Annotated in this window: 18 protein-coding genes; 1 reads left to right on the top strand and 17 read right to left on the bottom strand. The window is 51.4% G+C overall.

The genetic code is table 11. The annotated features are described in order from the left end of the window. Window positions 1-84 precede the first annotated feature (84 nt). The 13 genes from NSQ46_RS13555 to NSQ46_RS13495 all read right to left on the bottom strand — a co-directional run bounded on the left by NSQ46_RS13555 (window position 85) and on the right by NSQ46_RS13495 (window position 20013). Window positions 85-1617, bottom strand: coding sequence for a glycoside hydrolase family 43 protein (locus NSQ46_RS13555; protein ID WP_244152703.1), 1533 nt, complete (start codon window positions 1615-1617; stop codon window positions 85-87). A 303-nt stretch (window positions 1618-1920) separates the two neighbouring features. Continuing rightward, window positions 1921-3543 (bottom strand): response regulator, encoded by a 1623-nt coding sequence (locus NSQ46_RS13550; RefSeq protein WP_007130185.1) that lies wholly within the window; start codon window positions 3541-3543, stop codon window positions 1921-1923. Next, window positions 3536-5287 (bottom strand): histidine kinase, encoded by a 1752-nt coding sequence (locus tag NSQ46_RS13545; protein WP_210095194.1) that lies wholly within the window; start codon window positions 5285-5287, stop codon window positions 3536-3538. Before NSQ46_RS13545 ends, NSQ46_RS13550 begins: the two co-directional genes overlap by 8 nt. Window positions 5288-5372: 85 nt before the next feature. Continuing rightward, the gene (locus NSQ46_RS13540; RefSeq protein ID WP_342576853.1) at window positions 5373-7058 is read right to left on the bottom strand and encodes an extracellular solute-binding protein; all 1686 of its coding nucleotides are present in this window, start codon (window positions 7056-7058) and stop codon (window positions 5373-5375) included. Window positions 7059-7222: 164 nt separating this feature from the next. Beyond that, window positions 7223-8167: a carbohydrate ABC transporter permease gene (locus NSQ46_RS13535; RefSeq protein WP_210095195.1), complete on the bottom strand. Its 945-nt coding sequence runs from the start codon at window positions 8165-8167 to the stop codon at window positions 7223-7225. Window positions 8168-8182: 15 nt separating this feature from the next. Beyond that, window positions 8183-9100, bottom strand: a complete 918-nt coding sequence (locus tag NSQ46_RS13530) for a sugar ABC transporter permease (RefSeq protein ID WP_007130189.1) — start codon at window positions 9098-9100, stop codon at window positions 8183-8185. Next, complete coding sequence (locus NSQ46_RS13525) at window positions 9097-11655, bottom strand: DUF5696 domain-containing protein (protein ID WP_342576852.1); 2559 nt, start codon at window positions 11653-11655, stop codon at window positions 9097-9099. The genes NSQ46_RS13530 and NSQ46_RS13525 overlap by 4 nt, the downstream gene beginning before the upstream one ends. A 12-nt stretch (window positions 11656-11667) precedes the next feature. Continuing rightward, window positions 11668-12294, bottom strand: a complete 627-nt coding sequence (locus NSQ46_RS13520; protein ID WP_007130191.1) for a Yip1 family protein — start codon at window positions 12292-12294, stop codon at window positions 11668-11670. Then, entirely contained in the window at window positions 12291-13748 is a 1458-nt protein-coding gene (locus NSQ46_RS13515) for an NHL repeat-containing protein (protein ID WP_232239297.1), read from the bottom strand. The genes NSQ46_RS13520 and NSQ46_RS13515 overlap by 4 nt, the downstream gene beginning before the upstream one ends. A 20-nt stretch (window positions 13749-13768) precedes the next feature. Then, window positions 13769-14632, bottom strand: a complete 864-nt coding sequence (locus tag NSQ46_RS13510) for a carbohydrate ABC transporter permease (RefSeq protein ID WP_181469880.1) — start codon at window positions 14630-14632, stop codon at window positions 13769-13771. Window positions 14633-14646: 14 nt separating this feature from the next. Then, entirely contained in the window at window positions 14647-15606 is a 960-nt protein-coding gene (locus NSQ46_RS13505; protein ID WP_007130194.1) for a sugar ABC transporter permease, read from the bottom strand. A 20-nt stretch (window positions 15607-15626) separates the two neighbouring features. Continuing rightward, window positions 15627-18518 carry an extracellular solute-binding protein gene (locus NSQ46_RS13500; RefSeq protein WP_342576851.1) on the bottom strand — a complete coding sequence of 964 codons (2892 nt, stop codon included), beginning with the start codon at window positions 18516-18518 and terminating at the stop codon, window positions 15627-15629. A 97-nt stretch (window positions 18519-18615) separates the two neighbouring features. Continuing rightward, on the bottom strand, window positions 18616-20013 hold the full coding sequence (locus NSQ46_RS13495) for an extracellular solute-binding protein (RefSeq protein WP_342576850.1): 1398 nt from the start codon (window positions 20011-20013) through the stop codon (window positions 18616-18618). Window positions 20014-20308: 295 nt separating this feature from the next. On the opposite strand from NSQ46_RS13495, the gene NSQ46_RS13490 reads away from it, so the two are divergent. Then, a complete protein-coding gene (locus NSQ46_RS13490; protein WP_007130197.1) occupies window positions 20309-21004 on the top strand; it encodes a helix-turn-helix domain-containing protein in 696 nt (231 codons plus the stop codon). A 74-nt stretch (window positions 21005-21078) separates the two neighbouring features. Here NSQ46_RS13490 and NSQ46_RS13485 read toward each other — a convergent pair whose 3' ends face one another. The 4 genes from NSQ46_RS13485 to NSQ46_RS13470 all read right to left on the bottom strand — a co-directional run bounded on the left by NSQ46_RS13485 (window position 21079) and on the right by NSQ46_RS13470 (window position 26412). Beyond that, the gene (locus NSQ46_RS13485) at window positions 21079-22722 is read right to left on the bottom strand and encodes a response regulator (protein ID WP_244152710.1); all 1644 of its coding nucleotides are present in this window, start codon (window positions 22720-22722) and stop codon (window positions 21079-21081) included. Between the two features lies 1 nt (window position 22723). Then, the gene (locus NSQ46_RS13480; RefSeq protein ID WP_007130199.1) at window positions 22724-24475 is read right to left on the bottom strand and encodes a histidine kinase; all 1752 of its coding nucleotides are present in this window, start codon (window positions 24473-24475) and stop codon (window positions 22724-22726) included. A gap of 104 nt (window positions 24476-24579) precedes the next feature. After that, entirely contained in the window at window positions 24580-25500 is a 921-nt protein-coding gene (locus tag NSQ46_RS13475) for a carbohydrate ABC transporter permease (RefSeq protein WP_341033192.1), read from the bottom strand. Window positions 25501-25512: 12 nt separating this feature from the next. Further along, complete coding sequence (locus NSQ46_RS13470; protein ID WP_007130201.1) at window positions 25513-26412, bottom strand: ABC transporter permease subunit; 900 nt, start codon at window positions 26410-26412, stop codon at window positions 25513-25515. Window positions 26413-26430: the final 18 nt, after the last annotated feature.

Below are 26430 nucleotides of genomic sequence, written 5' to 3'. Positions count from 1 at the left end.
ACCTAAAAAGGCGCTGCTTGATACGCGAGCGCCTTTTTAGCTTGCCATCGTCACATTATGAATGGACGGGCTGTATATATGCCGTCACAACTCGAATTGCCATGCTTCAAAATCAAATAACTTCTGATCCTGCTTTCCGGTAAATACGAAGTAAAGATGATGGATGCCGGATGCGCCTGAAACTTCAATGGATATTTCCTGACGCTGCTTCACACCGGATGCTGGCGGTACGTTCACTGTGCCGATCCGTTCTCCTTCCGGATGATCCAGCCGAAGCTCCAGGCTTCCTCCTCCTTCCACTCCCGAGACCCAAGCCGTGAACGCGGATGCTCCTTTTCCGAAATCAACATTGGCCACTGCGATCCAATCCCGGTCGTGGATGTCCGTGACCGTCAATATCGGGCTGTCCTGCGAGTCTTCAGCAGCAGTAGACGGATTGACTTGAATTCCGGCATTCCATGCCATCGTTACTGCCTCCGTTCGCTGGAAGGGATTGTGCGGCTGGACCCCCTTCACGCCTTCCATGTCAGCGTCTATCTCCCGGATGCTACCGTCCGTCTCGAAATAAACGCGGTTCAGATGGGTTGAGCGATAGCCTTTCGGAACTCCCATGGATTTTGACAACGTTTGGGCGTGATAGGCAATATACCAGTTCTGTTGGAACTGAAAGATGGCGTGATGATTATTCCCTCCGACCCCGAAGAAATGCCCGGGATTTTTCAAAATGGTCCCTTGATACGTCCATGGGCCCATCGGATGCTCACTGACCATATAGGCGATTTCGCCGGGAGGCGGACTGTTCTCCGGCCGCGTTCCTTCCGAGAAATTGGAGCAGTACGTATAGTAATACTTTCCGTCAAATTTGTTAATCCCTGAATCCTCGAACATATAAGGAGCCGGAATCGTGACGGCTTCGCCAAGCACGCTGATCATATCGTCGCCAAGCTGCATGACGCGAGCCGTATTCGGCATTTCGGCTTCGCCTTCCGGAATGCCGCCGCCAAAGTAGATATAAGCTTTCCCGTCGTCGTCAACGAGCACGGCGGGATCAAACAGCCACGTGACACCTTCCACGCCCGGCGTGTTTCTTGTGATCAGCGGCTTTCCGATCGGATCCGTCCACGGGCCAACAGGGCTGTCGCTCGTCAGCACTCCGATGCCGCTGGCATTGTTGGCAAAATACAAGAAGAAGCGGTCCTCGCCGTCAATCACCTTGTGCGCGGCTGCTGGCGCCCACGACTGCGTTGCCCATGTGGCAGCGCCGGTAGGTCCTGCGACCTGGATTGCTCCGTGATCGGTCCAGTTGACCAGGTCCGAGGAAGAGATGACGGACAGCTTGTTGATCGTGCTGTAGCTGTTGTCCTTGACATCCCCGTCACCGTCATACTCCAATGCGTCGTACGTGTTATATAAATAAACACGTCCGTCAACTGCCAGCGCATAGGGATCCGCGCCGAATTTATGGGAGACGACCGGATTCCCGTTCGGCGGAATCTTACCGATTGCGGCCGCAGCCTCCCCGCGGGTACTGTCCGCATCCCGGCTCGCAACATTGCCGCTGCTTACCTGGTCCCTCATTTCAATTCCTGTTTTGCCGGCTTTCATTTCATCACTCATCTTGTCACTCAGCTCCTGGTTAAACATTTTTGGATCGTCTTGGCCACGACTCGCTAGGTTTGCAAAAACAACGATTATGCAAACGAAAGCAAATACGGTAGATATGACCAGTAACGGCTTTCCGGGCTTCATCCCTGAACACGCCCTCCTTCATCGTTACTTGGTGACCTGTCATTCCGATCTGGTCAGTCCCAATGCGGGTCGACATGAACGGAATTGTTCGTAAAAAGTGTACCTTTGGGTAAGCAAGACAACAACCGGACATTCCATCTGAAAACACCGGGCAAATGATAGGTCGCCTGCTTATTTTACAAGATGGTCCCTGTACTCCTGCGGCGTTAAACCCGTCGCCTTTTTGAAGAAGCGGGTGAAGGAATGGGCGGCATCGTATCCGACTAGAGGCGCCACGTCCCTTACCTTCAAATCCCCTTCCTTAAGCAGCTCCTTTGCTCTCCGTATTCGGCACTTTTCGATATATTCCGAGAGATTGATTCCCCGTTCCTGCTTGAACAAACGCGAGAGATAGGAGGGATTAAAAAAATAGCGTTCGGCTAGATGCACAAGGGTGATGTCCTTATCCAGATGCTCCTCGATATACTGGCATACCCGATCAATGACATGCGCCGTTTTGCCTCGTTCATCCATGCGCTTGAAATCGAATATATCTTCGGCCGTTCGCCTCAAATAACGAAAAGCTTCCTTCATGGAATCATGACCTTCCAAGTCCAGCAGCTTCCCCCGTTCACCGGTGGGGTCTTGAAGCCCAAGCCGGGTCAGCTTCGCATACAGCACGAGAGCGATAGAATAATAGGCTTGTGCAGCATGCTGATGATGATCGTCTCCGTTCAGCACGAATTCCGACAATTGCTCCAATTCACTCATGAATTCGCTCTCCCTTCCGGCCTCCAAATGGGCTTCCAAGACGCCTGCCTTATGGCTCGTCTCCACTCCTTCCTTGCAGTGAGACGCCTGGGAAGAGTCGACTTGATCCTTCAGGATCATCGGAATGCCGTCGCCCATCTTTAACTGCTGGAGTCTCCGCAGCCTTTCATATTGAGGGGTTACATCCTCCCACCGGCAGGGGAAGCCGCTTATGGTGAACGATACGGCAAGTCCCAGAGAATCCAGGCAGGCTTCCTGGATCAGTTCAAGCGTCCCTTCCAAATAAAGAACAAGACGATCACCGGATGGATTCTCGGACCGCGGCTGAAGCATCCATAATAAATCCCCATGTTTGTCCAGGACTCCGATGCTTCGGACATGCTCATCCATAAAAGAATTCCAAATCAGCCTTACCGAGCGATGGCTGTTTTTCTTTTCTGCATACGCTTTGCCTGCTGAATATGCTACGCGGCCAAGAGCCAGCAGCACAGGGAGTTTCGGATCCAATCCGATGTTCAAGGTCCGGAAATCGCTCAGCATGGCTTCCTTGTCTTGTCCAAGCAGGCTGCTGTCCGCGACGAATTGCCGGAAGTATTCTCCCTGCTCCATCCATTCCAGCGCTTCGATCTGCACGCGGGACTGCATGAGCCATTCATTCATGCGATTGCCGCTCTCGATTTCATGAATGACTTCCTTCACGACCTCCATGACCTTATCGAAGCCTTCCGTCTTCAACAAATAGCGGACATTGGGCATCTGAATCGCTTGATAGGCGTAATCGAAATCGCTGTAACCGGTCAGAAAGATAATTCTGCACCTTGGCCAGAGAGCCCGGATGCTCTCCGTCAATTCCAATCCGCTCATGCCCGGCATGCGTATGTCCGTCAGGACGATGTCGATTCTTGTTCGCGACATCCAATTCAGTGCTTCCTTGCCGGAGTATGCCCGGCAAACGTCAAGCTTCTCGGGCATCCACTGATGAAATACTTCGTACAAACTGTTCGTAATAATCTCTTCATCGTCGACGACCAGCAGTCTATACATGTTCATTCCCCTCCGTCAGCCTGATTCGAATTTGGACCCGCAGTCCATTCAATGGACTCCTTGAAAGGACCAATCCGCTGCTTTCCCCGTACGTCAGGGCAATTCGCCGATGGATGTTGATAAGCCCCGTCACTTCAGGGGATTCGGCGGATTCGGCTGTGCGTTCAAGCCGCTTATTTAGCATTTCAATATCGTTATCCGTCAGCCCGTTCCCGTTCTCTTCAATCACGATGGAAGCTTCTTGGTCATCCAGATGAAACGACACACGCAGCAAGCCCTCATCCTGCATCTTTTCGAGGCTGTGCTCATAGGCATTTTCGATAATGGGCTGAATGATCAATCGCGGCACCTTGATGGCCTCCATTTCCTTCGGCAGCTCGCCGAATTCTACGCGAATGCGCCTTGAAAATCTGAGCTTTTGAATCTCGGTATAAATGCGGGAATGCCTCGTTTCTTCCAGCAATGGAACGTTGTCCGCATCATTGCGGGTAATGAATCGAAAGTATTCTCCCAGCATGTTCGTGAACAACTCGATTTGCGTGACATCCCCCGTTTTGGCCAGGGAGCTCAGGATGAAGAAGCTATTATATAAAAAGTGGGGATTGATCTGGGATTGGAGCTGTTTCAGCTCTGCCCTTTGCATCATGAGCTTGTGCCTGAAATCCTGGTCAATCAGATGCTGCAGCTTGATGAGCATCTGATTAAATCGATCGTACAAATAGCCGAACTCGTCCCTTTGTCCGTGCTTGATCCGGATATTAAACATGCCATCCTCCATTTTTCTGAAGCTCTGGACAAGCAGAAGCAGCGGTTTATGAACCAATTTGTACGTCGAAACTGCGTAGATGGCAATCGCCAAGAGGGTCGTGCCTGCAAACAGCCATGCCCAGACATAAAATTTACTTAACGGCCGTTTCACCGCCTCAGTGGGCAAGTACGTGAACACGGATAGGTCCAGCTTGTCGGAATACGCCTTGTCGATCAAATACCTGCCTGTGCCGATGTTCAGAATTTGACGATTCGCATGTTGGATGGCCTGCACGGCCTCTTTCATGAATCGATCCGCCTCCTCATGGCTGGCCAGGGCAAAGCCGGACGGCTCGGAGACGATAAAAGCCCCGCTTTCCGGATATACGCTGATTTGCATCAGGGATTCCCTGAGTTTGCTCGCATCCAGTTCGATCTGAACGATCAGAAGCGGCTCTTCCCCTTTTCGAGCTCCGTATTTGGCCGCCACAAGATGGAAAGTATCGTCGATCTGCAAGAGTCTTTGATTGCCGTTCGCCTCTCCTGCAAACACATGGTTATACCGTCTCGAGTCGAATGCATTCATCGCGGTCATGGCCGAAATCGTTTTATCGATGCTGCGGATATGAATGAATACGTCTTTTATGTAGACACTGCTGTTTTTGATGGAGACCAGCCGCGGCAGCAAATAATGCAGGCTTGCTTTTCTTTCGACCGTGCTCATCATATCCCATGTCAGCACCATTTTGTTCAGTTCCTCATCCTGCAAAATATCGTATTGCTGGATTTCCAGCCATTCGATTTCCCGGTTCAACCCGTCCAGGTAAGCCGAAAGCTGCGCCTGCGAATTTTTGGATACTTCCTGGCTAGCGTATTGGTAACTCCAGTTATACAGATAAACACCGAGAATGATAAGCGGAAGAATGACGAAGAGATAGGTAGCGACCAGTCGAATAAAAATGGTATTACGAATGGAATTCACGGGTAACTTAAGCAATTAAACTCCTCCGATGTGTGTGAAAATGCGTGTAAATCGGCCGCCTGCCGGCCTTTAAAGCCAACCGTGCGGGTGCGGCACATTTTTATGGACGGCTTTTTTTGTCCTCATGCCACTGATTCACTTCAGCCGTAATGTCAGCACCGCCAAGCCGATACCATTCCTCCACGAACCGGTCGAATTGTTCTATGGATTCGCCGAGTATGATGTTGGCAAAATAATCATGCTGAAGATTGTCCAGAATCGTTTGTTTTTCAATCATCGTTTCAGTCGGCGCGCCGGCAAAAGCATCGAACAACAACTGATGGTTATCCTCGTATTGGTCGAGAATACTCATCGCACCGGAAGGCCCGTAGATCTTCTCCCAACCCCAGCCGGATTCGCCGTCTTCTTTCTTATCCAAATATCGATCGATTCGCCCTTGTATGAATCCGGGCTCGCCCTGTAACTGAGACGTCGTGCCCTGACGACGCGCTTCGGTGATTTGCCGGTACGCCTTGAGGTTTTTATCCGCCGGGAAAGGAGTCACGGGAGACAGTCCCCACACGGGCATGACATTGTTGTAGTAAGTCTCGTACTCTGCCGTTTTGCCCCAGTTTTTTTCAAGATGCAGATTGAACATTTTGAGAATCGCTTCCGGGTAAGCAAAATCCTTTCTTACGGCGTAAAAAGAACTTGTGGTAAATTTAAGCGGAACCTTTGGCGCTATGCCCGAGTCAGTAACAATGGGAAAAGCTTGCCACTCAGCATCCGGATCGCCGCCTCGGCTGCACTGAAGCAAGAATGCTCCCCATTGCTCGCCATAGACCATGCCGATCTTCCCATCGGCAACAAGCTGTTTGGCTTTGCTTCCGTTTTTAAAAATGAATTCACTGTCGATTTCATGATGGCGATACATATCCTGAAGCACCTTGAGCGCCTGTTTCACTTCAGGCTGAATGCCTCCATATACGAGCTTGCCGCTCTCATCTTCAAGCCATATGTTCGGGTAAGCTCCATAACCGGCCATGAATCCGGTTAAGCCCATGACGGGGTCCCACAAATATTGGGTAGCCGCTATTCCATAGGTGTCTTGTAGGCCATTTCCGTCGGGGTCCCCTTCTGTAAACGCTTTCGAAATTGCCAGGACGTCATCCATCGTTTTCGGTGGCAACAGCTCCAATCGGTCCAGCCAATCCGTTCGAATCCACAGAAACATCGCCTTTTCAATGGAGGAATCGGTCTCCGGGATGCCCATCAGCTTGCCGTCGATCATGCCGGATTCCAAGGTACCGCTCCCTTCTTGGCGGTGAACTTGCTGTGTCAACGGTGAAGCATATTCCTTGTAAACCTGCGTCAGATCCTGAATCAGTCCGGCGTGGCTCAGCTGCCTGAGCTGCTGGGCATTGACCTTGACGATATCCGGAATGTCCCCTGAAGCCAGCATAATATCCAGCTTTTTGTGGTATTGTTCGCTTCTCACAGCCCATTTGTATTTGATTTGAATGCCCAGAACTTGTTCGTACAACTGACTCCAGCGATTGTCCTCCAGCGTTTCATCAGGCAATGCCTTCAGAATATCTTCCAAGCCGTCGCCGATTTCTCTCACAAAAGTGACTTCGATCGGCGGATGATAAGCGCGTAATGACTTATCGCTGTATACGCCCTCCCCGCGTGTTTCCGGCCCTCGATTGTGGTCGATACCGCTGCTTTGGTGACATGACGCCAGTGTTGAACCAAACAGTAAAGCGCTTAGCATGACTTTGGAGAAGTTCTTTACGATGATCAGCAACAGAAAACACCCTTTCCTATCGATTAATTGTATTATTATACTTTAAAGGCCCCGGCCCACAATAAACATTTTTTTACTTCCTATCCCGTTATTTACGTGTTGCTCGTATGCAAACAAAAACCGCCAACCCCTAGATTCGGGGTGGCGGTCTTCAACTTGAAATGTTAACCTACGATACCCGTACGCTCGATACTTTCCACGAAATATCGCTGAACGAACAAATAGATGACGATCAAGGGAAGGATCGCCAGCAAAATGCCGGTATCCTGCACCATGCTCAAATAAAATGGGTCCGCCTTCGACGGATCGCTGCCCAGCATAATGGACAGGTTGTACGGCAGCGATGACAGCTGGGTGGACATGACTTTGCTTGAAGTCAGATACGTCGTCGTGTAGAAGCTGTCGTTCCACTGCCAGACGAAGGAGAACAACGTCGTGGTAATGATGGCAGGAATCGCGTTCGGCATCATGATGCGGGTAAAGGTGGTTCCGACGCCCGCGCCGTCAATATAAGCCGCCTCCTCCACTTCCTTCGGAATGCCGCGGAAGAATTGCCGGAAAATAAAAATGTACAAACCGGCTTTAAGCGAATTGGCGGTCAGCGAAGTCAAAATGAACGGCCAATAACTGTTCAACAGATTGACGGACTTGCCGGTGAGGAGCGGAATCAGGCCCATCAGCGTAAAATCCTTCAGATTCAAATAAATCGGGATGAGAATCGTGGTAGGAGGCACGAGAATCGTCAGGACGACACAGGCGAACAAAAGCTGGCTGCCTTTGAACTTCAAACGGGCAAAGCCGTAACCCGCCAGCGCGCAAGAAGCGGCCGTCAAGACCGTCGTCGTCGCCGACAGCGCAAACGTGTTGAACAGCGTTTCCCAGTAATCCATGATGCGGATCGCATCAAGGAAATTGCTCATTGTGAAATTTTCCGGAATCCATACGACGACCGGTGAATAAAGATCGGCCTTGTCTTTGATGGCCGTCGAGATTTTTTGCAGAATCGGATACAGAATGACAAAGGACAGGCCAGCGATCAATGTTAAACGTATGAAAGACCAGAGCCATCGTTTCCAGCTTTCGAGCGATAGCCACCGAGAAACCGACATTGCATTCACCTTCTTCTATTCATGGTAAAAGACCTTCCTGGATACAAAGTACGTGCTGATCAACAGGATGATGGAGATAGCCAGGAAGTAAATCCAGGCCATTGCTGAGCTAAGGCCGAAATCGAATTGGACGAAGCCCGTGGTCTTGATTAAGTCTGTCAGCTCATTTCGGGAGAACGAGTCGATAATCGTATATATCATGTTGACCAGAATCAGCGGGCTGACCATCGGAAACGTGATTTTCCAGAAGGCTTCATAACCCGTAGCTCCTTCCATCTTGGACGCTTCGTACAGCTGGGGGGATATCGTCTGTATGCCTGCCAGGAAAATAAGGATCTGTACGCCGGATTGGCTTACGATCTCATAAATACGATCCACGGCTCCCGTTAAATAGTTTACGATCGTCTCGCTTACGCCGGCCTGAAGCATTAATCGCTCGAGTTCAAAACTTCCCAATGCGTTAATCAGCCCCCCGGAACCGGCATTCTGATCATTGATCGCCTGAACGAGACTGCTGCTTTCCAGGGTCAGAATGACCCCGGAAGCAAGAATGACGGGCAGGAAGAATATCGATCGGGCAAAGGAACGGCCAAGGAACTTCTGATTCAGGACGACGGCCAGAAACAGACTGAAGATAACGATCAGGGGCACGTTCACCGCCATGTTCACGATCGCCTCGGTCAGCATTCGGTTAAAGCTGGTGTTGACCGTAAAGGCAGTCACGTAATTTTTCATCCCCATAAACGTTATGCCGATTCCTTCGGAATTTGCCGTTACGGTGCTAAAACTGTAAATCAGGGAAGTCAGCAAAGGGATCAGGAAGAAAAAGATAAAACCGAGCAGCCAAGGCATCACATAAGCAATGCCCCATAATGCCTTCTGTTTCCCATAGCTTCGCTGCTTTCGCCCAAATCGCTGGGTTATGGATTTCATGGCGCTTCACCACCCGTCACATAGCTTTCGGCTTCAATGGTTACGCCGTCTATCGTCACCGGTGCACGATTGTAATTCACGATGACGTAAACGCCGCTCTCGTATGTCGTCTTGAACACGCCGTCAGCCAATTCGTCATGCCCGACGATCCGCTCATGGCGAACCTTTTTCAGAAATGCATTGACTTCCTCATAGATGCGGGCGGCCTCGTCGATCCATAACGCGTAATTGGCGGAGAACAGTTCGTTATGCTCTGTGTCCTTTATTTTGTGATTAGGTTCATAGAACCATTGAAAATACACGCCAGCACCGTACTCCAAACACTTCAAAATATAAGGTTTGGCGTCGGTATACGCGGACAGGTTGTAAGGCGCGCCCGTGTAATCGATATGCCCGCGGATAACCATTTGATAGAACGGAATTTCCGCGTCTTCGATTTTAAAGCTGCTGCTAGACATGGGCGCATGGGTGATATCGGTCAAGAAAGGCAGAGCATAAGCGTTTCCTCCGTCAGCCATGACCTGAAGATTGGCATCTGAAACCTTGTTCAGCGCATCCAGAGACAACTGCTCGGACTCCGTACGGTCAATTTGACGATGCTTGCGAAAATCGCTGTCCAGCTCGGCGGCAAGATCACTCAGCGAAACGCCAATTGCGCCGTATTTTCCATAATCCTTTAAGAAAGCTTCCGTGTAGCTACCTATCAACCGCGGCGATATGACATAGGCAGGCGAACCGGTCCGATCCCGCCGGTTCAGCGCCGGATTGAAGGAATAGATCTCTGCGGGGATGCCTCGCAGCGTTCTGGACGCCTCCTTCGCCTCGTTGAACCCGGAACCGGACAACGCGGTAAGGATAGCGACATCCGGATACAGCTTTACCCCATTCTCGTTCGCATAGGAGAGCAGACGCCGAAGTCCCTTCTCTCCCCCTACCTGTTGATCAACGGAGACGCTGCCTGGAACCTCATGATCCAGCCCTTTGTTGAACCAGCCGCTATATTTCAATTTGATGTCATGGATGCCTCGCTTGCCCATCTCTGTCAGAATACTTTGCGCTTGTTCGAACGTTGTGAGCGGCTCCAGCGCCCGATACGGAATTCCTGCAAAATGCTTTTTCTTATAAATGCTTCCTACGAGCTGAAGGTAGAACGGCATATTCTCCTCATTCCTCTCGGCAATTGCCGGGAGGCCTCCCTGTTGCTCCAAGTAATTCCTGTAATAGGCGGCGAGTCCCGGATAGGAAGCCGACTGCTTGCCCACGAACGCATACCGGACCGAAAAATCGCTTCGCATCGGATTCTCCTGGAACTTCGGGAGCGAGCGCTGCTGGCCGTTCGCATCCAGGCTTAAGTCGCCTTTGTTGATTACCGTGAACGTCGGGTAGACGTAATTATAGCTGTTAAGCCTGCCGCTGACGTCGGCATTGATCGTCGCGGCCGGAGCCCCTTCCTCGATGATGCCGATAAATGCCCCGCCTTCACGGATGATGCCGAACACCGGCAGCCTGACGTCCTGGCTGCTGTCCGCCGTTTCGATTCCGCTCATCGTTCGGTCCATTCCGTACACGCTCTGCTGGTAGGAAGGGTACCGCGTCTTGCCGTTATTAAAATGAATCAGCGCTCCAGATCCGTCCGGAACGAGGATTGAGCCTTTATCCTCCGCCCCCCCTGCACCGAAGAAGCTCAGGAACGAGATCGTGTTCACCGGATATTCAGCGGGGAAATCGATGCTGGAAACCGGAAGCTTGGCGATCAGACTGTCGCCGTCCAGCGTATATTCGATCGAGGCGTGAAATACCCGCGGTTCAGGCTTGGTCTGATCCAAATGGTTCTCCTCGATGTCCACCAGCAAATCGTCCTCGGTATATCCGGCATCCTCAAAGGCTTTAAGCGCACGCTCCAGCTGCAGACCTTTGAGAGCGCCGTCGGACCGGACATACACCCCTTGCTCGGCATCTTCCGTGTACGCGATTTTCAGCGTTCGCTGGCCGGCGCTGTCCAGCTTGCTTAACAGGTTCTGTTCAAAGCGGGACTTGCTGATCTTCTTGGGCATGTCGTCAATCGTTTTTTTGTCCGTGCCGAACCGGTAGTTAACGCGAACGCCGTTTGGGATTTCCTCCATGCCGATTTGCTTGTAAGCCGCGCTGTCGGCGTGCGAATTGACCGAATTTATCTGTCCGAAGCTGTTATAAAAGTCAAGCTTCAACTGAGAGGACAACAAGCTTTTGTTCACGCCCGCGGCCAGCGGATCCGACTGATGGCCGGGGGGATTGCTGTGCCAAATTTCGCCGCTTGCCTTATGCACGACGGCGATCGCCCCCGTCTGATCGTCCGCTAGCAGCTGGAGCTGATCGTTCTCGGCAATGCCTTTCATGCCTTTGACGCTCGGATTGACGAACGATGACTTAAGGGCTGCTCCCGGCGTGAAGCTGTTGGCGGGCCCGTTGCCTTCATCGCCAGCTGCCTTTTCCGGTCCTTTATCCGTACAACCGGCTATAATCAGCGCTGTCAGCACACTGGCAGCAAGCAGCATGTATTTAGCGAAATTGCCCATCCTTCCTCCTCCTTAAGTTCTCATGACCAATTCTTGATAGATGACGGAAATAAAGGCCACGATCTGTTGGACCAAGCTGAAAAACAGCAAACTGATAAAAGCCATAAACCCCATGGCGACCAGGGTGAGCATCATAATTCCGATCGTTTTGGACGGGGAAAACTGATGCACCGTCATATTGCCGACAAACAGCAGATAAACGAACCAGAGAACCGCAACGGAGTTGGAAAAATAATAGAATGCGGTCTCTTGCAGCGACACGAGATTGCTGAGCCAGATCCATGGAAACTGTATGATCACGAGCGGCAGGAGCGCGAAGCAGGTCGACGTAAAAATTTCGACGAATTTGCCTTCGCCGTCCATCAAGGTCGTAAGCGACCAGTTAGCCACGCACCAGAACAAGATCGGCACGATCACATATACGATTTCCATGACGCTGTTCATGCTCTCGGGATTGTACACATGGACTAGAAAACCGCTGTACTGGCTCCCCAAAATGTTCGTAACGGCAACCAGAAACAATACGCAAAACGAGATGATCAACGTGAATTTTCGATTGCGATCGTATTTCAGGTCCCAATAGCCCTCAAAGGGATGAACCATGAGATTTAGGGGAAACCGAATCCATTCCCTGCTCATGCGGAAGCCCCCTTTCTTCGTTCCTTCACTTTCCGAAGCCTGGATGCGGCAAATATCCCGATTCCGGCCAAGAACAGCATGGTCATGATCAACGGAAAATGTTCCCTCATGACCGCTTTGCGGTATAGCAGGAATGCTTTCGAATAGTTTTTCTGATCCAAGCTGCGTTTGAAATGCATCATGGCACCCTTATAATCGCCTTGACGAAGCAAGGCTTTGCCGATCCCCGCATAGGCGAATTCCAGATTGGCATTCATGGCGATCGTTCGATTAAACAACGCAAAAGCGGTCTCTTCCTCGCCACGATAGTAGCTTTTGACGGCTTCATTCAGCGTTCGACCGTATTCGGTCGTTCGGAAGACGGTAATTTCGCCAAGCGCTTTATCCAATACAAGAAAATCCTCGCCGATTCGGTCGATGGCGGCCGGCGTATGAAATTGGCCCATTTGGTTCCCCAGCCCGCCGAATACGTACATCAGATGTCCGTCCCCGTTGTAAGTGAACACCCGCCCCCGCTTGCCATCGAGAATGGAGTATATCTCGCTGTCGGTAACATCGATGTCGATCAGCTTAGAAGGACCTTCGCTGCTGAGGTAAAGAATGTCGCCCTGCGGGTCGGAATACCCCGTTCTTCTTAAAATATCGCTGCCTTGCGCATTAAGCTTCTTAATGTTATTTCCCCACTGGTCCCCGTTCGTGGCATAGATGAACCCTTCCGAGTCAATATCCAGATTCGTAAACTCCGTAGGCGTAAACATGACCATCTGACTGCGCTGCGCCTTGGTCGAGATTTGCTTCCAGAAATATTCGATCGGATCGATATAAACGCGATTCGCGCCGATGAAGGTAGTAAACGCCCCTTCGGCATCGAATTCCATAAACCCGTCAAACACGCCGGCAGCCATGACGTAAGTTCGCTGCGCATGGTCCATGACGACCCGGACGGGTTCGAATTTAAACGAATCCTGCAGTAGCTCCGACTCCGGCGAATCGATGATCTTGATCAGTTGAAAATCCGAATCCAAGTGAACCACCCGTTTGTTTCCAGTGTCCGCTACGAGCACCTCGCCGTCATCGGTCACGAAGATTCCTTGCGGTTGTAGGAATGTATCCGGCTCGCCCTTTCTTGTGAAGGAATCCACGGTGGTTACCAGCTTAAGATCATGGTCCAGCACAACGATCCGATTGTTGCCGGAATCCAGCACGTATACGCGATTGTCGGCGGTGACGTGAAGATCGCTCGGCTCTTGGAAAGCACCCGTCCCCAGATCCGAGCCGCTTATCAATTCAGTCGCCACATAAGCGGCCGGCGCTGCTGCAGCATCGCCCCAATAAGAATAAATATAGGAGTCCGAGGCGCTCTCGGCGCTTACGTTCCCCGCTCCTGCCCCAACCCCCAATAAGCAGCAGATCATGATGAGGAGAGGCGTTTTCAGTTTGCGCAAGCTGTTCATCAATCTGACATGCCTCCTTTCTAGTCCTTCATCCCTGAAGTGGCCATCGTCTGCATGACACTGCTCTGGGAGATGATAAAGAGCGTAATGGGAACGATCATCAGGAGGAGTGCAACAGCCGCGCCGACGCCGGCTCTTGCGATTCCGCCTTCCGTGATCTGTCCGAGCGCGAAATGTAACGTCTTCAGATGCTCGCTGTAAATGAAGCTGCCCCCATCGCTGCCCCAAAGTGCCGGAAATTGTAAAATCATTAGCGTCAGCCAGGCAGGCTTCACGTTCGGCATCACAATGGACCAGTAAATCCGATATTCGCTGGCCCCGTCGATTTTGGCTGCCTCAAGCAGGGCATCGGGAATCTGCTCCATGAATTGCTTCATCAGAAACAGCCCAAGCGGAAATGCCAAGGAAGGCACGATGATGGAGGCATGCGTATTGATCCAACCCAGCCAAGACATGACCATATAGTTGGGGATCGCCGTAACATGGGGCGAAAACATCAAGGCGAGCACCACAATCGAAAACAGCGCCCTTGAGCCGGGAAACCGGTATTTGGCCAGCGGATAGGCTGCTGCAGACGCCAGCAGGATATGTCCAGCCGTGCCAATGATGGTGATCAACAGCGTGTTTGCGAAATAACGCGATAAGGGTACCCACGAATTCCCCATTAACACCATCAAATCCAGGAAATTATCCATCGTCGGATTGTTCACGAAGAACCGCGGAGGGAATATGAACAATTCGTCCAGCGGTTTGAATGCGTTGTTCACCGCGTAAATCAAGGGCAATGCCATGAAGGCTCCGAACAAGGCGAGCAGCGCAAACAGCAAAATGCTAACGGGCAAAGAACGGTTCAGCGTTCTCGGCAGCCGGAAATATCGAATCATTTTCGCAGCCAACGTTACTCACCTATCCTTCTCAACATTTTTTGCGTTAATTTGTTAGTTCCGACCATCAGCAAGAACAGGAACGTCGCAATGGCCGATGCGTAGCCGAGTTCGAAGCGGATCGTGCCGAAGTCCATCAGATGGGTGACAATGGTGTGCGCCGCATAGTTAACGCTCGGAAACCCGGCGAGCGCGATGGAGATATCCGCGACCGCGAATGCGGTTGTGATCTGCATCACGGCCCCGAACATCAGCTGCGGCCTCATGGACGGCAGCGTAATATACCAGAGCTCCTGCCAGCGATTCTTGATGCCGTCCATCGCCCCCGCTTCGATCAGCGACTTGTCGATCGTTTGCAGGCCGGCGATAAACGCCAAAAAGCTGGTGCCCAGGCTCAGCCAAAGCTGTACGATAATCACGATCCATAGAATATAGTTTTCATTCAGGAGCCATTGAATCGGTTCCAGGATAAAGCCGGCCTTCATCAGAAACCCGTTTAAATACCCATAACTGTCACCTGAGAAGATGATGAGCCAAATGAAGTAAACGTTGCCCGATATCGATGGCGCATAAAAGACCAACGTCATGAACGCCCGCACTTTGGGAGACAATTCATTAATGATCCATGCGAATACAAAACACGCGATATAACTGACGGGACCGGTAATGACGGCGAACATCAGCGTATTCTTCAAGGCGATCATAAAGATATCATCATTCAGAAACAGCCTCGAATAATTTTGCCAACCGACGAATCTCGGAAATTCCAGCATGTTGAAATAGAAGAAACTTAGGGCAAAGGAAAAGACCACCGGAATGACCGTAAACAAAAAGAAAATAATCATATACGGACTCATCAGCAAATAATAGTGCTTGCTTCGCTTCAACTCTTTTATGAAAGAGACCCAACGGCTGTTCTTCTGCACATTCGCTTTGGGGCTCTTTACGGTTTGAATTACTGGTTCTCCTTGCATTGACTACCGCACCTCCCCTGTTAATATGGCAAATTGAACTCCTTCCGCTTGATCTCGATTTCATCGTTAATGTACAAAATATAATCGGATAAGGCTTCGCGCGGATTTTCGCTGGCATTTACCACTTTCCTGAAAGCATTGTCCAAATGCCGGCCTGTGAAATATCCTCCGGGCACCTGCGGAATGCCTCGTACCCACCGCCATTGGTTATCCAAATTCCGATAATCCTTCACCGGCCATGGCAGCTCCTCCAGCGCTTCGATGTTTGCCGTCGGATAGCGGGCAGCCTCTCCCATCAAGCCTTCCATCTCTCGACCATACGCAATTTGCGTCTCCTTGTCGGTCCACCACTTCAGAAATTCCCAAGCGGCCGCTTTGCTCTTCGAATTTTGAAGCAGCATGACGGCGGTCGTATGGCTGGCAACCTCGTGGTTCACGGTGCCGTCCTCGCGTTCAGTCCCCGGCACAATCGTGAAATCCCACAGCCCCTTAATCTCGGGGGCCATGACCGTCAGCATGTTGTACGTCGTGTAATCCGCAATCCCGATCGGCATTTCCCCGGTCCGGAAACGGTTCGGGAAATCCGCTTGCAGCGGGAACTTGTAGCTGGTATAGAACTGCGTCCACTTCTTGAATGCCTCCATGGAGATATCCGAGTCGAGTGCACTCTTCGTATCGTTATCGCGGTAAAACTGCCCGCCGTTCTGGTACAGCAGCATCGCGAACGTCGCATTCGGGACCAGGCTTGCGTTGGTGGCTTCCAGCGGCAAATAAAATTGCATGTTGTGCTTCTGAAGCACGGAAATCATGTCATAGATTTCTTGCCAGGTCGCGGGCGGCTTCAAGCCAAGTTCCTCCAAAATATCCTTGCGATAAAACAACATCGGGAAGGTCTGCTGCTCAGGCAAGGCGTAAACCCCGCCGTTATATTTGTACGGCTCCAGCCCGCTGTCGCGGAATCGGGTGACCACCTCTTCGAAATCATCGAATTTCGTTAAATCGGCTGCAGCGCCCCTCATCGCGTAGTTGACCGGCACGTCCTCGCCGATTTGCATGGCGACATCCGGACCTTCACCGGCAAGCGTGGCTGGCAGAAGGATATTTCCCGGAACAAGCCGGAGATGCACCGGAATACCCGACTCAGGCGTAAACGTGTCGTCGATCAATGCTTTCAGTACTTGCGCCTGATCGCGTCCGGTCGTTATCCACACTGTAATGGCATCTTCTTCATCGCCGGCGTTCCCGATGGTGTCATAATCTTCCGTATACGAAGCTGCGTAAGCGCCTAACTCATGGCCCGCGACCTCGAAAAACGACGCGTCCGGTTTGGGCAGCTTGCGATCCGGCGAATGAACGATTAGATAATCAAGCGAGATAGGCTGCTCTTTAATCTGCAGCATCCAGGTTCCCAGACCGCCCACGTTCACCTTATACGTGTCCAAGCGCTTGGCGACGGTTTCGGGATTTTCGGCGAGCTCGTTCAGCTGGTGCACCATTGAGTGCAGAACGGCCACCTTGTCGCTTCGCTCGCCTGTCGCTTCTTCCAGGTAATCGGCCACGCTTTGAATGATTTCGGCCTGCTCGGTGAACACCTCCACCATATCCGGAATCCGCTTCTCCAATTGATAATCCCGGAACGGATCCGGCGTATTGGAGGTGATCATTAGTATTTTGCGGTACATTTCGTTCAGTTCCAGCACGCTGGATTCAATCGTCTGCAAGAGCGGCGCGATCTCGCCGAGAGACACCATCATTCGGATCTGATGCGTCCCTTTGGTGAAATGGAATAAATAAGGTTCTTCCTCGCCCAGCACGTTCATTTGCCAATCGCGGTCATAATGAAAGCGGATTCGTTTCATTTCCTCAAAGGGAAACTCCCCGTCGATCATAAGGCTTCGTGTGGCAAATACGCCCCGGAGCTGGTCCTGCTTTTGCTTCAAGGCGATTTGGTACAAACCGTCTTCTTCCACCTCGAACTCCCATTCGATCCATTGCCCCGGCAGCTTCCAGTTAACACCTCCGATGGTGTTGATTCTGATTTTGGAAACGTCGTACGGCTCAACGGTCGGGCTGGATCTGTCGGATGTAGGATACAAGGTCGGCGACGATTTCCGCTTGGCATCCTCCGCCTGAATCAGAATGTACTGATCCCGGGTCGGCTCCAAGCCCCCGGACTCATATTCATTCGCCAGCTCCTCGTATGTTTTCAAGGCATGATCCTGGTACAGCTCGATATAATCAATGGCCATCGGCTCCCGCAAGGACGTTAGCGTAAGCTTCTGCTTGCCCTTGTCAAAATAAAAGGAATACGGCTCATCATAGTAGCCGTACCGATCGGAGAGCGGCGCAAGCTGCCAGGAAGGCTGCTCGATCTGCCTTGGCCGCAGATCGTTTCCGCGGTTATCCTGCCTGATTTCCTCGTCCCGGTTTCCCCATACTCTGTCGAATAGCACGATATCCGCTCCCTTGAAAGGCACCTTGTCATTGATAGAGAATTGCCTTTCGATCGCCGAGCTCTTCCCTTCAATCGGATAATATCGGATCCGGACATGGTATAAGCCCGGTTCTTCCACGTTCACGTCCCATGAGATAGAGCCTGCCTCTGGCGTGATCACGGATTTCCCTTCGGAGCCGTGTAATTTCTCCGCGATCTCGAATCCCTCCCCGGAGGTTGATACAAAGGACTCGCCTTCGATGCGGACGATGCGGTCCGGGCGGCTCGCCGATGCATGGGCGTCTAAATACTGGCTGTACCCGTCCTGCCCTTCCGTTTCAATGACCGCTTCAAAGTCGGAGATCGCTTGAACGAAGCCTTGGTTTGTCGATTTCGAAGGGTAGAAGGCCCATAGAGACAAAAAAAATAGGACAATGACAAGTATGGCGCTACCGAAACGCTTCTTCCTGGTGTTCAATTTCTCTCCCTCCCATACGGTTAATCCATCCAATGACAGTCCCTGCCGCAGCAATGCGCTGCGCAGGGACGATCGGTTCTTCGGCTAATGTTCAAGGTTACTTGCCATATACTTCGTCGATAGCCGCTTGGAACGTTGACTTGTATTTCTCAACAATGGTGGAAACGGATATTCCTTCATTCAGCTCGCCGACGAACTCCCAATATGGAAGTTTCGGAAAGGAGCCATGTTCCAGCACGATCAGGTTAGGCGCAGCCAGTCGCGCGTTGTTAAGGTCGTCCTCTGTCGAAAACACGGTCTCATAATCGGCTTGGTCCGGGTACTCATAGATGGAATCGATGTCATTGATCTTCTCCCAAATATATAAGAGCTGCTCCGGATTCTCGACTGATTTCGGAATCGCCAACGCCTGATATGCACCTTCCAAGGTATGGTAGGTTGTCGCGTTCGGTCCTTTCGGGAATGGTACGAAGCCGATATCGAAATCCGGCATATCCGTCTTGATTCCGCCAAGCTCATATAGTGCCCCTGCATACATTAACGTGTTGCCTTGGCGGAAAAACTGGCTCGGCTCCCTCCAATCGCCGCCTTCCGTCGGTCTGGCGATCTTCTCCGTAGCCAACCGGGAAACAAAGTTCAGGGCTTCCAATGTCGCGGGATCTTCAAGTGTCTGTTTGTTCTCTTTTGTAAGCCCGGTGTTGTTGGAATAAAGTGCATGCTCGATCAGGGATGAATTCGCGAGGCCCCAGGTATCCAACTTTCCGTCATTGTTTGTATCCTTATTCGAATCCTTGGCCACTTGAATAAACGTGTCCCAGTTCCATTGATCCTCATTCACATAATCCTGAAGCGGCTTTAAGCCCAGTTGATTCATAAGCGTACGGTTATAGAAAATGCCTTGGACAGTGTTTCCACGGGTCTCGCTAAACCCATAGCCTCTGCCTTCGTAAGTGAAGATTTGATTCGATGCCAATTGATCGAAAGCCCGAACGTTTTTCGTATACTCATCGATCGGCCAAAGTAAGTCCTGTTTGACAAGCGCCGGAATCGTATAGTTTTTGCCCAATCGTACGATATCGCCGATCGGCTCGCCGGCTAACAGGGAAGCCGTAACTTTCTCTTGGTATTCGCCGAAGTCGATGGCGATATATTCGATTTTGAAATTATGCTTCTCCATGAGCGCATCCAAATTCTTCTTTTTTGCAATCTCGTCCGGATTCCTTTCCTGATTCGTCATATCCCACCAAGAGACGACTTTAATCGTCTTACCGCCTAAATCGAAATCCATTTCCGGCGTTCTGTAAACTTCCTCCTCCTCCCCTCCGCTGTTTTCCGTCTCGCCAGGTTCCTTCGACGTCTCGTTTTCAGTGCCGCTATTCGTCTCCGATTCCACGGTTTCTTGGGTGCCGCTGCTTGGGTTACCCGAGCCTCCGCTGCAGGCTGCAAGCAGCAGAACCAATCCTAATAACAGAACCAATAATTTGCGAACACGCATCTTTAATCCCCCTCAACGTTTGATGTTTGGTCCAGATTCATCCAAAGTTTAGCGCTTACATTTCCATGCAACAACCTGGGGAAATCGAGATATTCTACCCCTGAAACGCTAGAAGGCCGTCTCCTGCAGCGGCTTGTCCGCCGAGCTTTTTCAACCCAAGCTTTGCAAGAAGTAAAGAACGGTTAGCAATGCAAAGAAAAGCACATTGTGGAAATGGGGCGCCGGACAACATAATGTAAGCGTAACCAATTTAATGGATATTCCGCTTATCGCAATATATGGGGAGGGAGTCATCATGTCTAAGTTACTGTATATCAATCTGGGCTGCTGCTCCGATGATGCGCTTCGCCTGCAGGATTGGGGCAAATGCGGGATGAACATGGAAATTTGCGATGATGATTCTGAGTCATCGCTGCATCGGATTGAGGAGAACGGCTATTCACTGGCGGTTATCAACATGAACGGCAGCCCCAAGAAAGGGCTGGAGCTGTGCGGCCGGATCCGGAGGGTAAGCCGTTTGCCCATCATTGTTGTCGAGGATACCATGGAATTTGCCTTCATCCGCAAAGCGCTGCAGCTGCAGGTAAGCGATTACGTACCCAGCACGTTGCCGGCTGAAGAACTGGTGAAAAGCGTAGCTGCTGTTAACGCGAACCAACGCCGCACTGAGGATGACGTCATTCACAGGGTCAAGGAATATGTGGGGAAAAAGCTGCACGAAAATATTACGCTCAAAGACATTTCAAGCAAATTCCATTTCAACCGCTCCTATCTTGGCCAAAAGTTCAAAAACCATGAAAATATGAGCTTTAACGAATATTTGTTCATTCAGCGCATGGAAAGAGCGAAAATGCTGCTGGAGCAAACGGATCTGAAGATTTACGAAATTGCGAATGAGGTGGGCTATACCGAAATCGACTGGTTTTATAAGCGATTTAAATCCTATACCGGCGTAAGCGCGAACGAATATCGGAAGATGGTCGCCTCCTAATCTGCCAGCCCAATGCAAATAAGTCCTTGGGTTATCCAAGGACTGCTGCCTGGCCATACGCCTGGTCGCTGCACTTATTGCGCTCCATCGCGGCTTAGCCTGACGGTTCGGTATTCCTGCGGCGTCAGGCCGGTCCATTTTTTAAAAAAACGGGTAAACGATTGCGGCATTTCGTATCCGATCAAACCACCGACCTCGGCTATCTTCAGTTCTTCCCTCTTCAGAAGCTCCTTCGCTTTGCGAATCCTGAGTTCGTCCATATAATCCGATAAATTGACGCCCCTTTCCTGCTTAAACAGCCTTGATAAGTAAGATGGATTGAAATGAAATTCATCCGCCAGCCTGACAAGGGACAGATCCTCGCTGAGGTTTTGTTCAATGAATGAACAAATTTTTTCAATGACGCCGGCAGCCCTCTTCTGTTCTCCGCTTTTCCGGAGTGAAAACAAAACGTCAGCAACGCCTTTCAAATAACCGAAGGCTTCCCTCCACGAACGATAGTCTTCCAGCTTCATCAGGCCGAACGAACCGATCTCACGGATTTCCCACCGATTGATGTAAGACAGAAGCACAAGCGCAACCGTATAGCAAAGCTCCGTCATATTGGGATCCCCCCGCTCGAGTTCGTAAGCTGCCGGTTCGGTCAAGTCATCGAACAGCCCCATGAACTCCTCTCTTCTGCCGGCTTCCAAATGGACGGCCAGCGTCTCGAACTTATCGCGCAAGGATCTGTTAAGAATCGTAGCGGACGGCGCGGCTTCCTCGCTCGGAAACACCTTCTGGACCATCCGCGTTCCGTCACCGGTCCGATCATGCTGGTACCGTCTCATTTTATCGTATATGGCAGGCAGTCCTTCCCAGGCGAATGCCTCACCGCATAGTGTCACGGCTACCGACGCCTCAAGCGATTCCAGGCAGGATTGCTGAATCAGCTCAAACGTTCCCTCCAGAAACATGACCGTCTGTGCGAAAGCGTCCGTCCATTCCGATCCGCTCCACCGCTTGGGCTGGATGAGCCAGATCAGATCCCCGTATCGATCGATGAAACCGATGCTGCTCGTCCGCTCTGCCAGGAAAGCCTCTGCCAGAAACTTAACCGCAAGCGCCGTCTCCCGACGGTCGACATACGTGGGGGATCTTCCCGCGGACCCGCCAGACGTTACGCTGCCCAGCCCGATCAGAATCGGCATGGACGCATCCAGCGGAATTTGCAGGCGCCTGAAGTCTTCCTCCAATTCCCGTTCGAAGAGCACGTCGTGGAATAACAAATTTCGAAAATAGTCCCCGTGGGCAAGCGTCTCCAGCGTATCCAGCTGCTCTTTCGACCGCCGGATCAGATCATTCGCCCGCAGCGTCTCTTCCAGTTCCTTGAGCGCTCGCTCGACGGCCGCGATCAATTTCGGGTAGCCTTCGTTTTTGAGCACGTATTGCACGTCCGGCGCTTGAATCGCTTGATAGACATAATTGAAGTCGTTATGCCCTGTCAGGAACACGATTTTGCACTGCGGCCAATTGAGACGTATCGTTTCCATCAGCTCCAGGCCGTCCATGCCTGGCATGCAGATATCGGATAGTACGACATCGACCCGCGTCCGGTTCAACAGTTCCAGCGCCTCTTGCCCCGAATAGGCTTTGTAGATGTCCAGGTCAAGGTTCAATTTTCCGAAAATATCCGCCAGCCCATCGGTGATAATTTCTTCGTCGTCAACGATCAACATTCTATACACTTGACGGTTCACCTCCATCGCCAAGAAGTATTGTTACGGCAAGCCCCCCAAGCTCGCTACGTTCTGTCCGTAATCCGGCATCCTCCCCGAATGTGATGCGGATCCGGCGATGAATGTTCACCATCCCTGTCGTTTCGGCCTGGTCCTGTTCCTCATACAAGGACTTCCGGATCTGCTCCAGCGCCTCGTCCGTCAACCGGTCTCCGTTATCCTCCACGATGACGCGAGCCTGGCCGTCCGCCCCTTCGAATCGCACCACAATCAAACCATTCTTCGTCTTTTTTTCTAGGCTGTGCTTGAATGCGTTTTCAATGATCGGTTGAACGATCAACCGCGGCACGGGAAGCGGCCGCAGCTCATCCGGCAGCGGATCAAAGCGTACCTGAATCCTTCTCGAAAACCGTAGCTCCTGAATTTCTGCATACATTCTCGCATGATGAACTTCCTGCTCCAATGCAACCAAATCCGATGCATTCCTCGTCACGAATTCGAAATACTCCCCGAGCAGCGTCGTAAATTGTTCGATCCGTTCCGTATCTCCCGTCTTGGCCATCGTATTCAGGATAAAAAAGCTGTTATATAAAAAGTGCGGGTTGATTTGCGATTGCAGCTGCTTCAGCTCCGCCCGCTGCGTCATGATTTTCTGCTTGTAGACTTGATCGATCAAAGAGCGCAAATTGTCCACCATCTGGTTAAACCTGCCGTATAAGTACCTGAACTCGTCCTTGGATTCATGGGCGATATGGATGCTCAGATCCCCGTGCTCGATCCTTCTGAAGCCTTTAACTAAAGCCAGCATAGGTTTGTGGATGAACTTATAGGTAGACAGCGCAAAAACGCCAAATATCCCCAGCGCCGCTGCGGCAAATCCCCATGCCCATTTGTAGAACTTGCTCAGCGGCTTCTGTACGACCTTCTCGGGAATGAAACGATAGATCGACAGCGCTAGCTCCGGCGAGTGGGCCTGCACGGCATAGTATCGGTTCCCGTTTACGGTCAGCCGCGAAGGAGTGTCCTCCAGGAGCGCCGGGATTTCCCGCAGGAAAAGGGGGAGGCTAACGTTAGCCAGCTCCCCTGTCCCGTTCGCGACGGCAACCTTGGCGCTGTCCGACAGGAGCAGCGTTCCGCTGCCGGGGTACGTATTGAATTGGGCGAGCGCTTCCTGCAGCCGCTGCTCGTCCAGCTCGATCTCGACCGTGAACAGCGGCTCTGCCCTTTTGATACCCCGCTGTTTCATGGCGCCAAGGAACAAGCCTCCGTTCCATTCAATGAGCTGAGAGCCGCTGCCAAAGACGGAACGGATTTCCCGGAAGCGTTCGGGCCTAAATTCACGCACCCCATCTCCGGCTGAAATCGTGCGGCCGATAGCCGCGATATGAACACTGACATCCTTGATATACATGCTGCTGTTCTGAACAGTATACAGCCGCTTGATCAACGAATTCATGTTCTCGGTACGGGCGATCGTCGCCATCGTCTCCCAGGTCAGGACCAGTTCATTCAGGTTTTCATCCTCCAGCAGGCTGTACTGCAGCATTTTCATGCGTTCGATTTCGTTTTCCAGATCGGTCAGGTAGAATTCGGATTGCGCCGCTGCCGTCTTGGTAATGTCGGAGCTGGCCGTTTGCACGTTCCAATGGTAAAGATACACGGCAAATAACAGAATCGGCACCATAATGAGCAGAAACGTCACGATCAACCGGAGAAATATCGTATTGCGCAGTGAAAAGTCCCGTCGGAACATCAATGGCATTGCCCCCAGCATTTTTTATTCGATTATAGCCTACATCTCGTCAGGGCAGCCAGACTTATGGCGGGCAACATCGACTTGCGCTGTGTCCTTAGCCCTTAGCCCTTCACGCTTCCGAGAACGATGCCCTTTACGAAATATTTCTGCAAGAACGGGTATGCCAAAATAATCGGAAGCGAGCCGAGAAAGATCTGCGACGATTTCAGCGTCCGATCGGAGATCAGCGCCAGGTTCAGCATATCGTCCCTCGACATATTCGACAGGTTTTGCTGGATTACGATCGTTTGAATATAGCTTTGCAGCGGATAATTGGACGGGTCTCCCATCAGCAGCAGTCCGTCGAACCAGCTGTTCCAGTGCTCAACCATGGAAAACAAAGCAAGCGTGGCAAGCGCAGGCTTGGATATCGGGACAAAAATCGACCACATGGTCCGCCAGTGGCTCGCTCCGTCGATGAGCGCCGCCTCTTCAAGCTCCTTCGGAATTTCCCTGAAAAAATTAAGCAGCAGAACGACGCTGAACACGGGAACCGCGCTCGGCAAAATCAATGCCCATATCGTATCCAGCATGCCGTATTCTTTTATCGTTGAATACCAAGGAATCAGGCCGCCATTAAACAGCATCGTGATGAAAAAGATCCACGCGTACGCGCTCCGAAGCCGAAAAGAACGTGTCTCTTTCGATAACGGGTAGGCAATCAACACGGTCAGCAGCAAATTAAGCGGAGTGCCCAAGCCGATCCTCGTGAGCGACACCAGCATCGAATCCCAAAACTCGTGGCGGCTTGCCGTATACATGTAGGAAGCCAGCGTCACGTCGACAGGCCACAGCTTCACATATCCCGCCGAAGCCGCCGCGCTGGAACTAAAGGAAACCGCAATGATGTGAATCAAAGGAAGAACGCAAATCAGCGAGATCAAAATCAAGAAAATGGCATTGATCAGGAAAAACCATTCAAACCGCCTTTTTTGCCGGATACGGCCCCCTTCAGCCGAAGATGGCACCAATCGTTGCTGCATCGTTTCCCCCCCTTAAAATATCCGGTATTTCGCAAACCGATAAGCCAAAAAGTAGGAGCCCGATATCAGCGTGAGCGATATGACCGATTTAAAAAATCCGACCGCCGTCGCCACCCCGTACTGGGCATCAAGCAAACCGATCCGATAAACGAACGTATCCAGAATGTCCCCGCTTTCGTACACTTGCGGGCTGTATAAATTAAACACCTGATCGAAGCCGGCATTCAGCAGCTGTCCCAGGCTTAACACCGACAACAGGACGATTACCATGCGCATGCCCGGAATCGTGATATGCCATATTTTCCGCCAGCGGTTCGCCCCGTCGATCGTTGCCGCTTCGTATAACCCCGGATCAATTCCGGTAATCGCAGCCAAGTACACGATCGTGCCGTACCCGAAGTTTTTCCACACGTCGGAAGCAATGAGCGTGAACGGAAACCATTCGTTATCGCCCAGGAAAAAGATCTTGGGGATGCCCAGCAGGCCGAGAAATCCGTTGACGATGCCTCCCGACGGGGAGAGGATATCGATCAGGATACCGCCAAGCACGACCCAGGACAGGAAATAAGGCAAGTAAATGGCCGTTTGGACCGATCGCTTGATCACATTGTTTTTGAGTTCGTTCAACAGGACGGCGAACACGATTGGAACAATGAGCCCCAAAATGAGCTTGAAGCTCGAAATAAACAGCGTATTCCACAAAACCTGCGTAAAATTCGGCAGGCTCATCACATACTCGAAATTGTTCCATCCGACCCATTGCTGATCGCCGAAGAGGCCTTTGGCAGGGATAAACCTCTGAAACGCGATCGTGATGCCGGCCATCGGAATGTACGAAAATAAAACGATTAGAATCAATCCCGGCAATATCATCACATGGAGCGGCAGCTCTCTTCGCCATTTCGCTTTCATTCGTGAACCTCCAATTCG

Source organism: Paenibacillus sp. FSL M8-0142, from assembly GCF_038597315.1.
Taxonomy (GTDB): Bacteria; Bacillota; Bacilli; order Paenibacillales; family Paenibacillaceae; genus Paenibacillus_AQ; species Paenibacillus_AQ lactis.
The sequence above is the reverse complement of the archived record's forward strand: the minus strand, read 5'-3'. Positions and strand labels throughout refer to the sequence as shown.

What these genes read in the sequence shown, in the direction of transcription:
- NSQ46_RS13555 (WP_244152703.1), bottom strand. Translation starts at nt 1,617, where the DNA reads ATGAGTGATGAAATGAAAGCCGGCAAAACAGGAATTGAAATGAGGGAC.
- NSQ46_RS13550 (WP_007130185.1), bottom strand. Translation starts at nt 3,543, where the DNA reads ATGTATAGACTGCTGGTCGTCGACGATGAAGAGATTATTACGAACAGT.
- NSQ46_RS13535 (WP_210095195.1), bottom strand. Translation starts at nt 8,167, where the DNA reads ATGTCGGTTTCTCGGTGGCTATCGCTCGAAAGCTGGAAACGATGGCTC.
- NSQ46_RS13530 (WP_007130189.1), bottom strand. Translation starts at nt 9,100, where the DNA reads ATGAAATCCATAACCCAGCGATTTGGGCGAAAGCAGCGAAGCTATGGG.
- NSQ46_RS13525 (WP_342576852.1), bottom strand. Translation starts at nt 11,655, where the DNA reads ATGGGCAATTTCGCTAAATACATGCTGCTTGCTGCCAGTGTGCTGACA.
- NSQ46_RS13520 (WP_007130191.1), bottom strand. Translation starts at nt 12,294, where the DNA reads ATGAGCAGGGAATGGATTCGGTTTCCCCTAAATCTCATGGTTCATCCC.
- NSQ46_RS13515 (WP_232239297.1), bottom strand. Translation starts at nt 13,748, where the DNA reads ATGAACAGCTTGCGCAAACTGAAAACGCCTCTCCTCATCATGATCTGC.
- NSQ46_RS13510 (WP_181469880.1), bottom strand. Translation starts at nt 14,632, where the DNA reads ATGATTCGATATTTCCGGCTGCCGAGAACGCTGAACCGTTCTTTGCCC.
- NSQ46_RS13505 (WP_007130194.1), bottom strand. Translation starts at nt 15,606, where the DNA reads ATGCAAGGAGAACCAGTAATTCAAACCGTAAAGAGCCCCAAAGCGAAT.
- NSQ46_RS13495 (WP_342576850.1), bottom strand. Translation starts at nt 20,013, where the DNA reads ATGCGTGTTCGCAAATTATTGGTTCTGTTATTAGGATTGGTTCTGCTG.
- NSQ46_RS13490 (WP_007130197.1), top strand. Translation starts at nt 20,309, where the DNA reads ATGTCTAAGTTACTGTATATCAATCTGGGCTGCTGCTCCGATGATGCG.
- NSQ46_RS13485 (WP_244152710.1), bottom strand. Translation starts at nt 22,722, where the DNA reads ATGTTGATCGTTGACGACGAAGAAATTATCACCGATGGGCTGGCGGAT.
- NSQ46_RS13480 (WP_007130199.1), bottom strand. Translation starts at nt 24,475, where the DNA reads ATGTTCCGACGGGACTTTTCACTGCGCAATACGATATTTCTCCGGTTG.
- NSQ46_RS13475 (WP_341033192.1), bottom strand. Translation starts at nt 25,500, where the DNA reads ATGCAGCAACGATTGGTGCCATCTTCGGCTGAAGGGGGCCGTATCCGG.
- NSQ46_RS13470 (WP_007130201.1), bottom strand. Translation starts at nt 26,412, where the DNA reads ATGAAAGCGAAATGGCGAAGAGAGCTGCCGCTCCATGTGATGATATTG.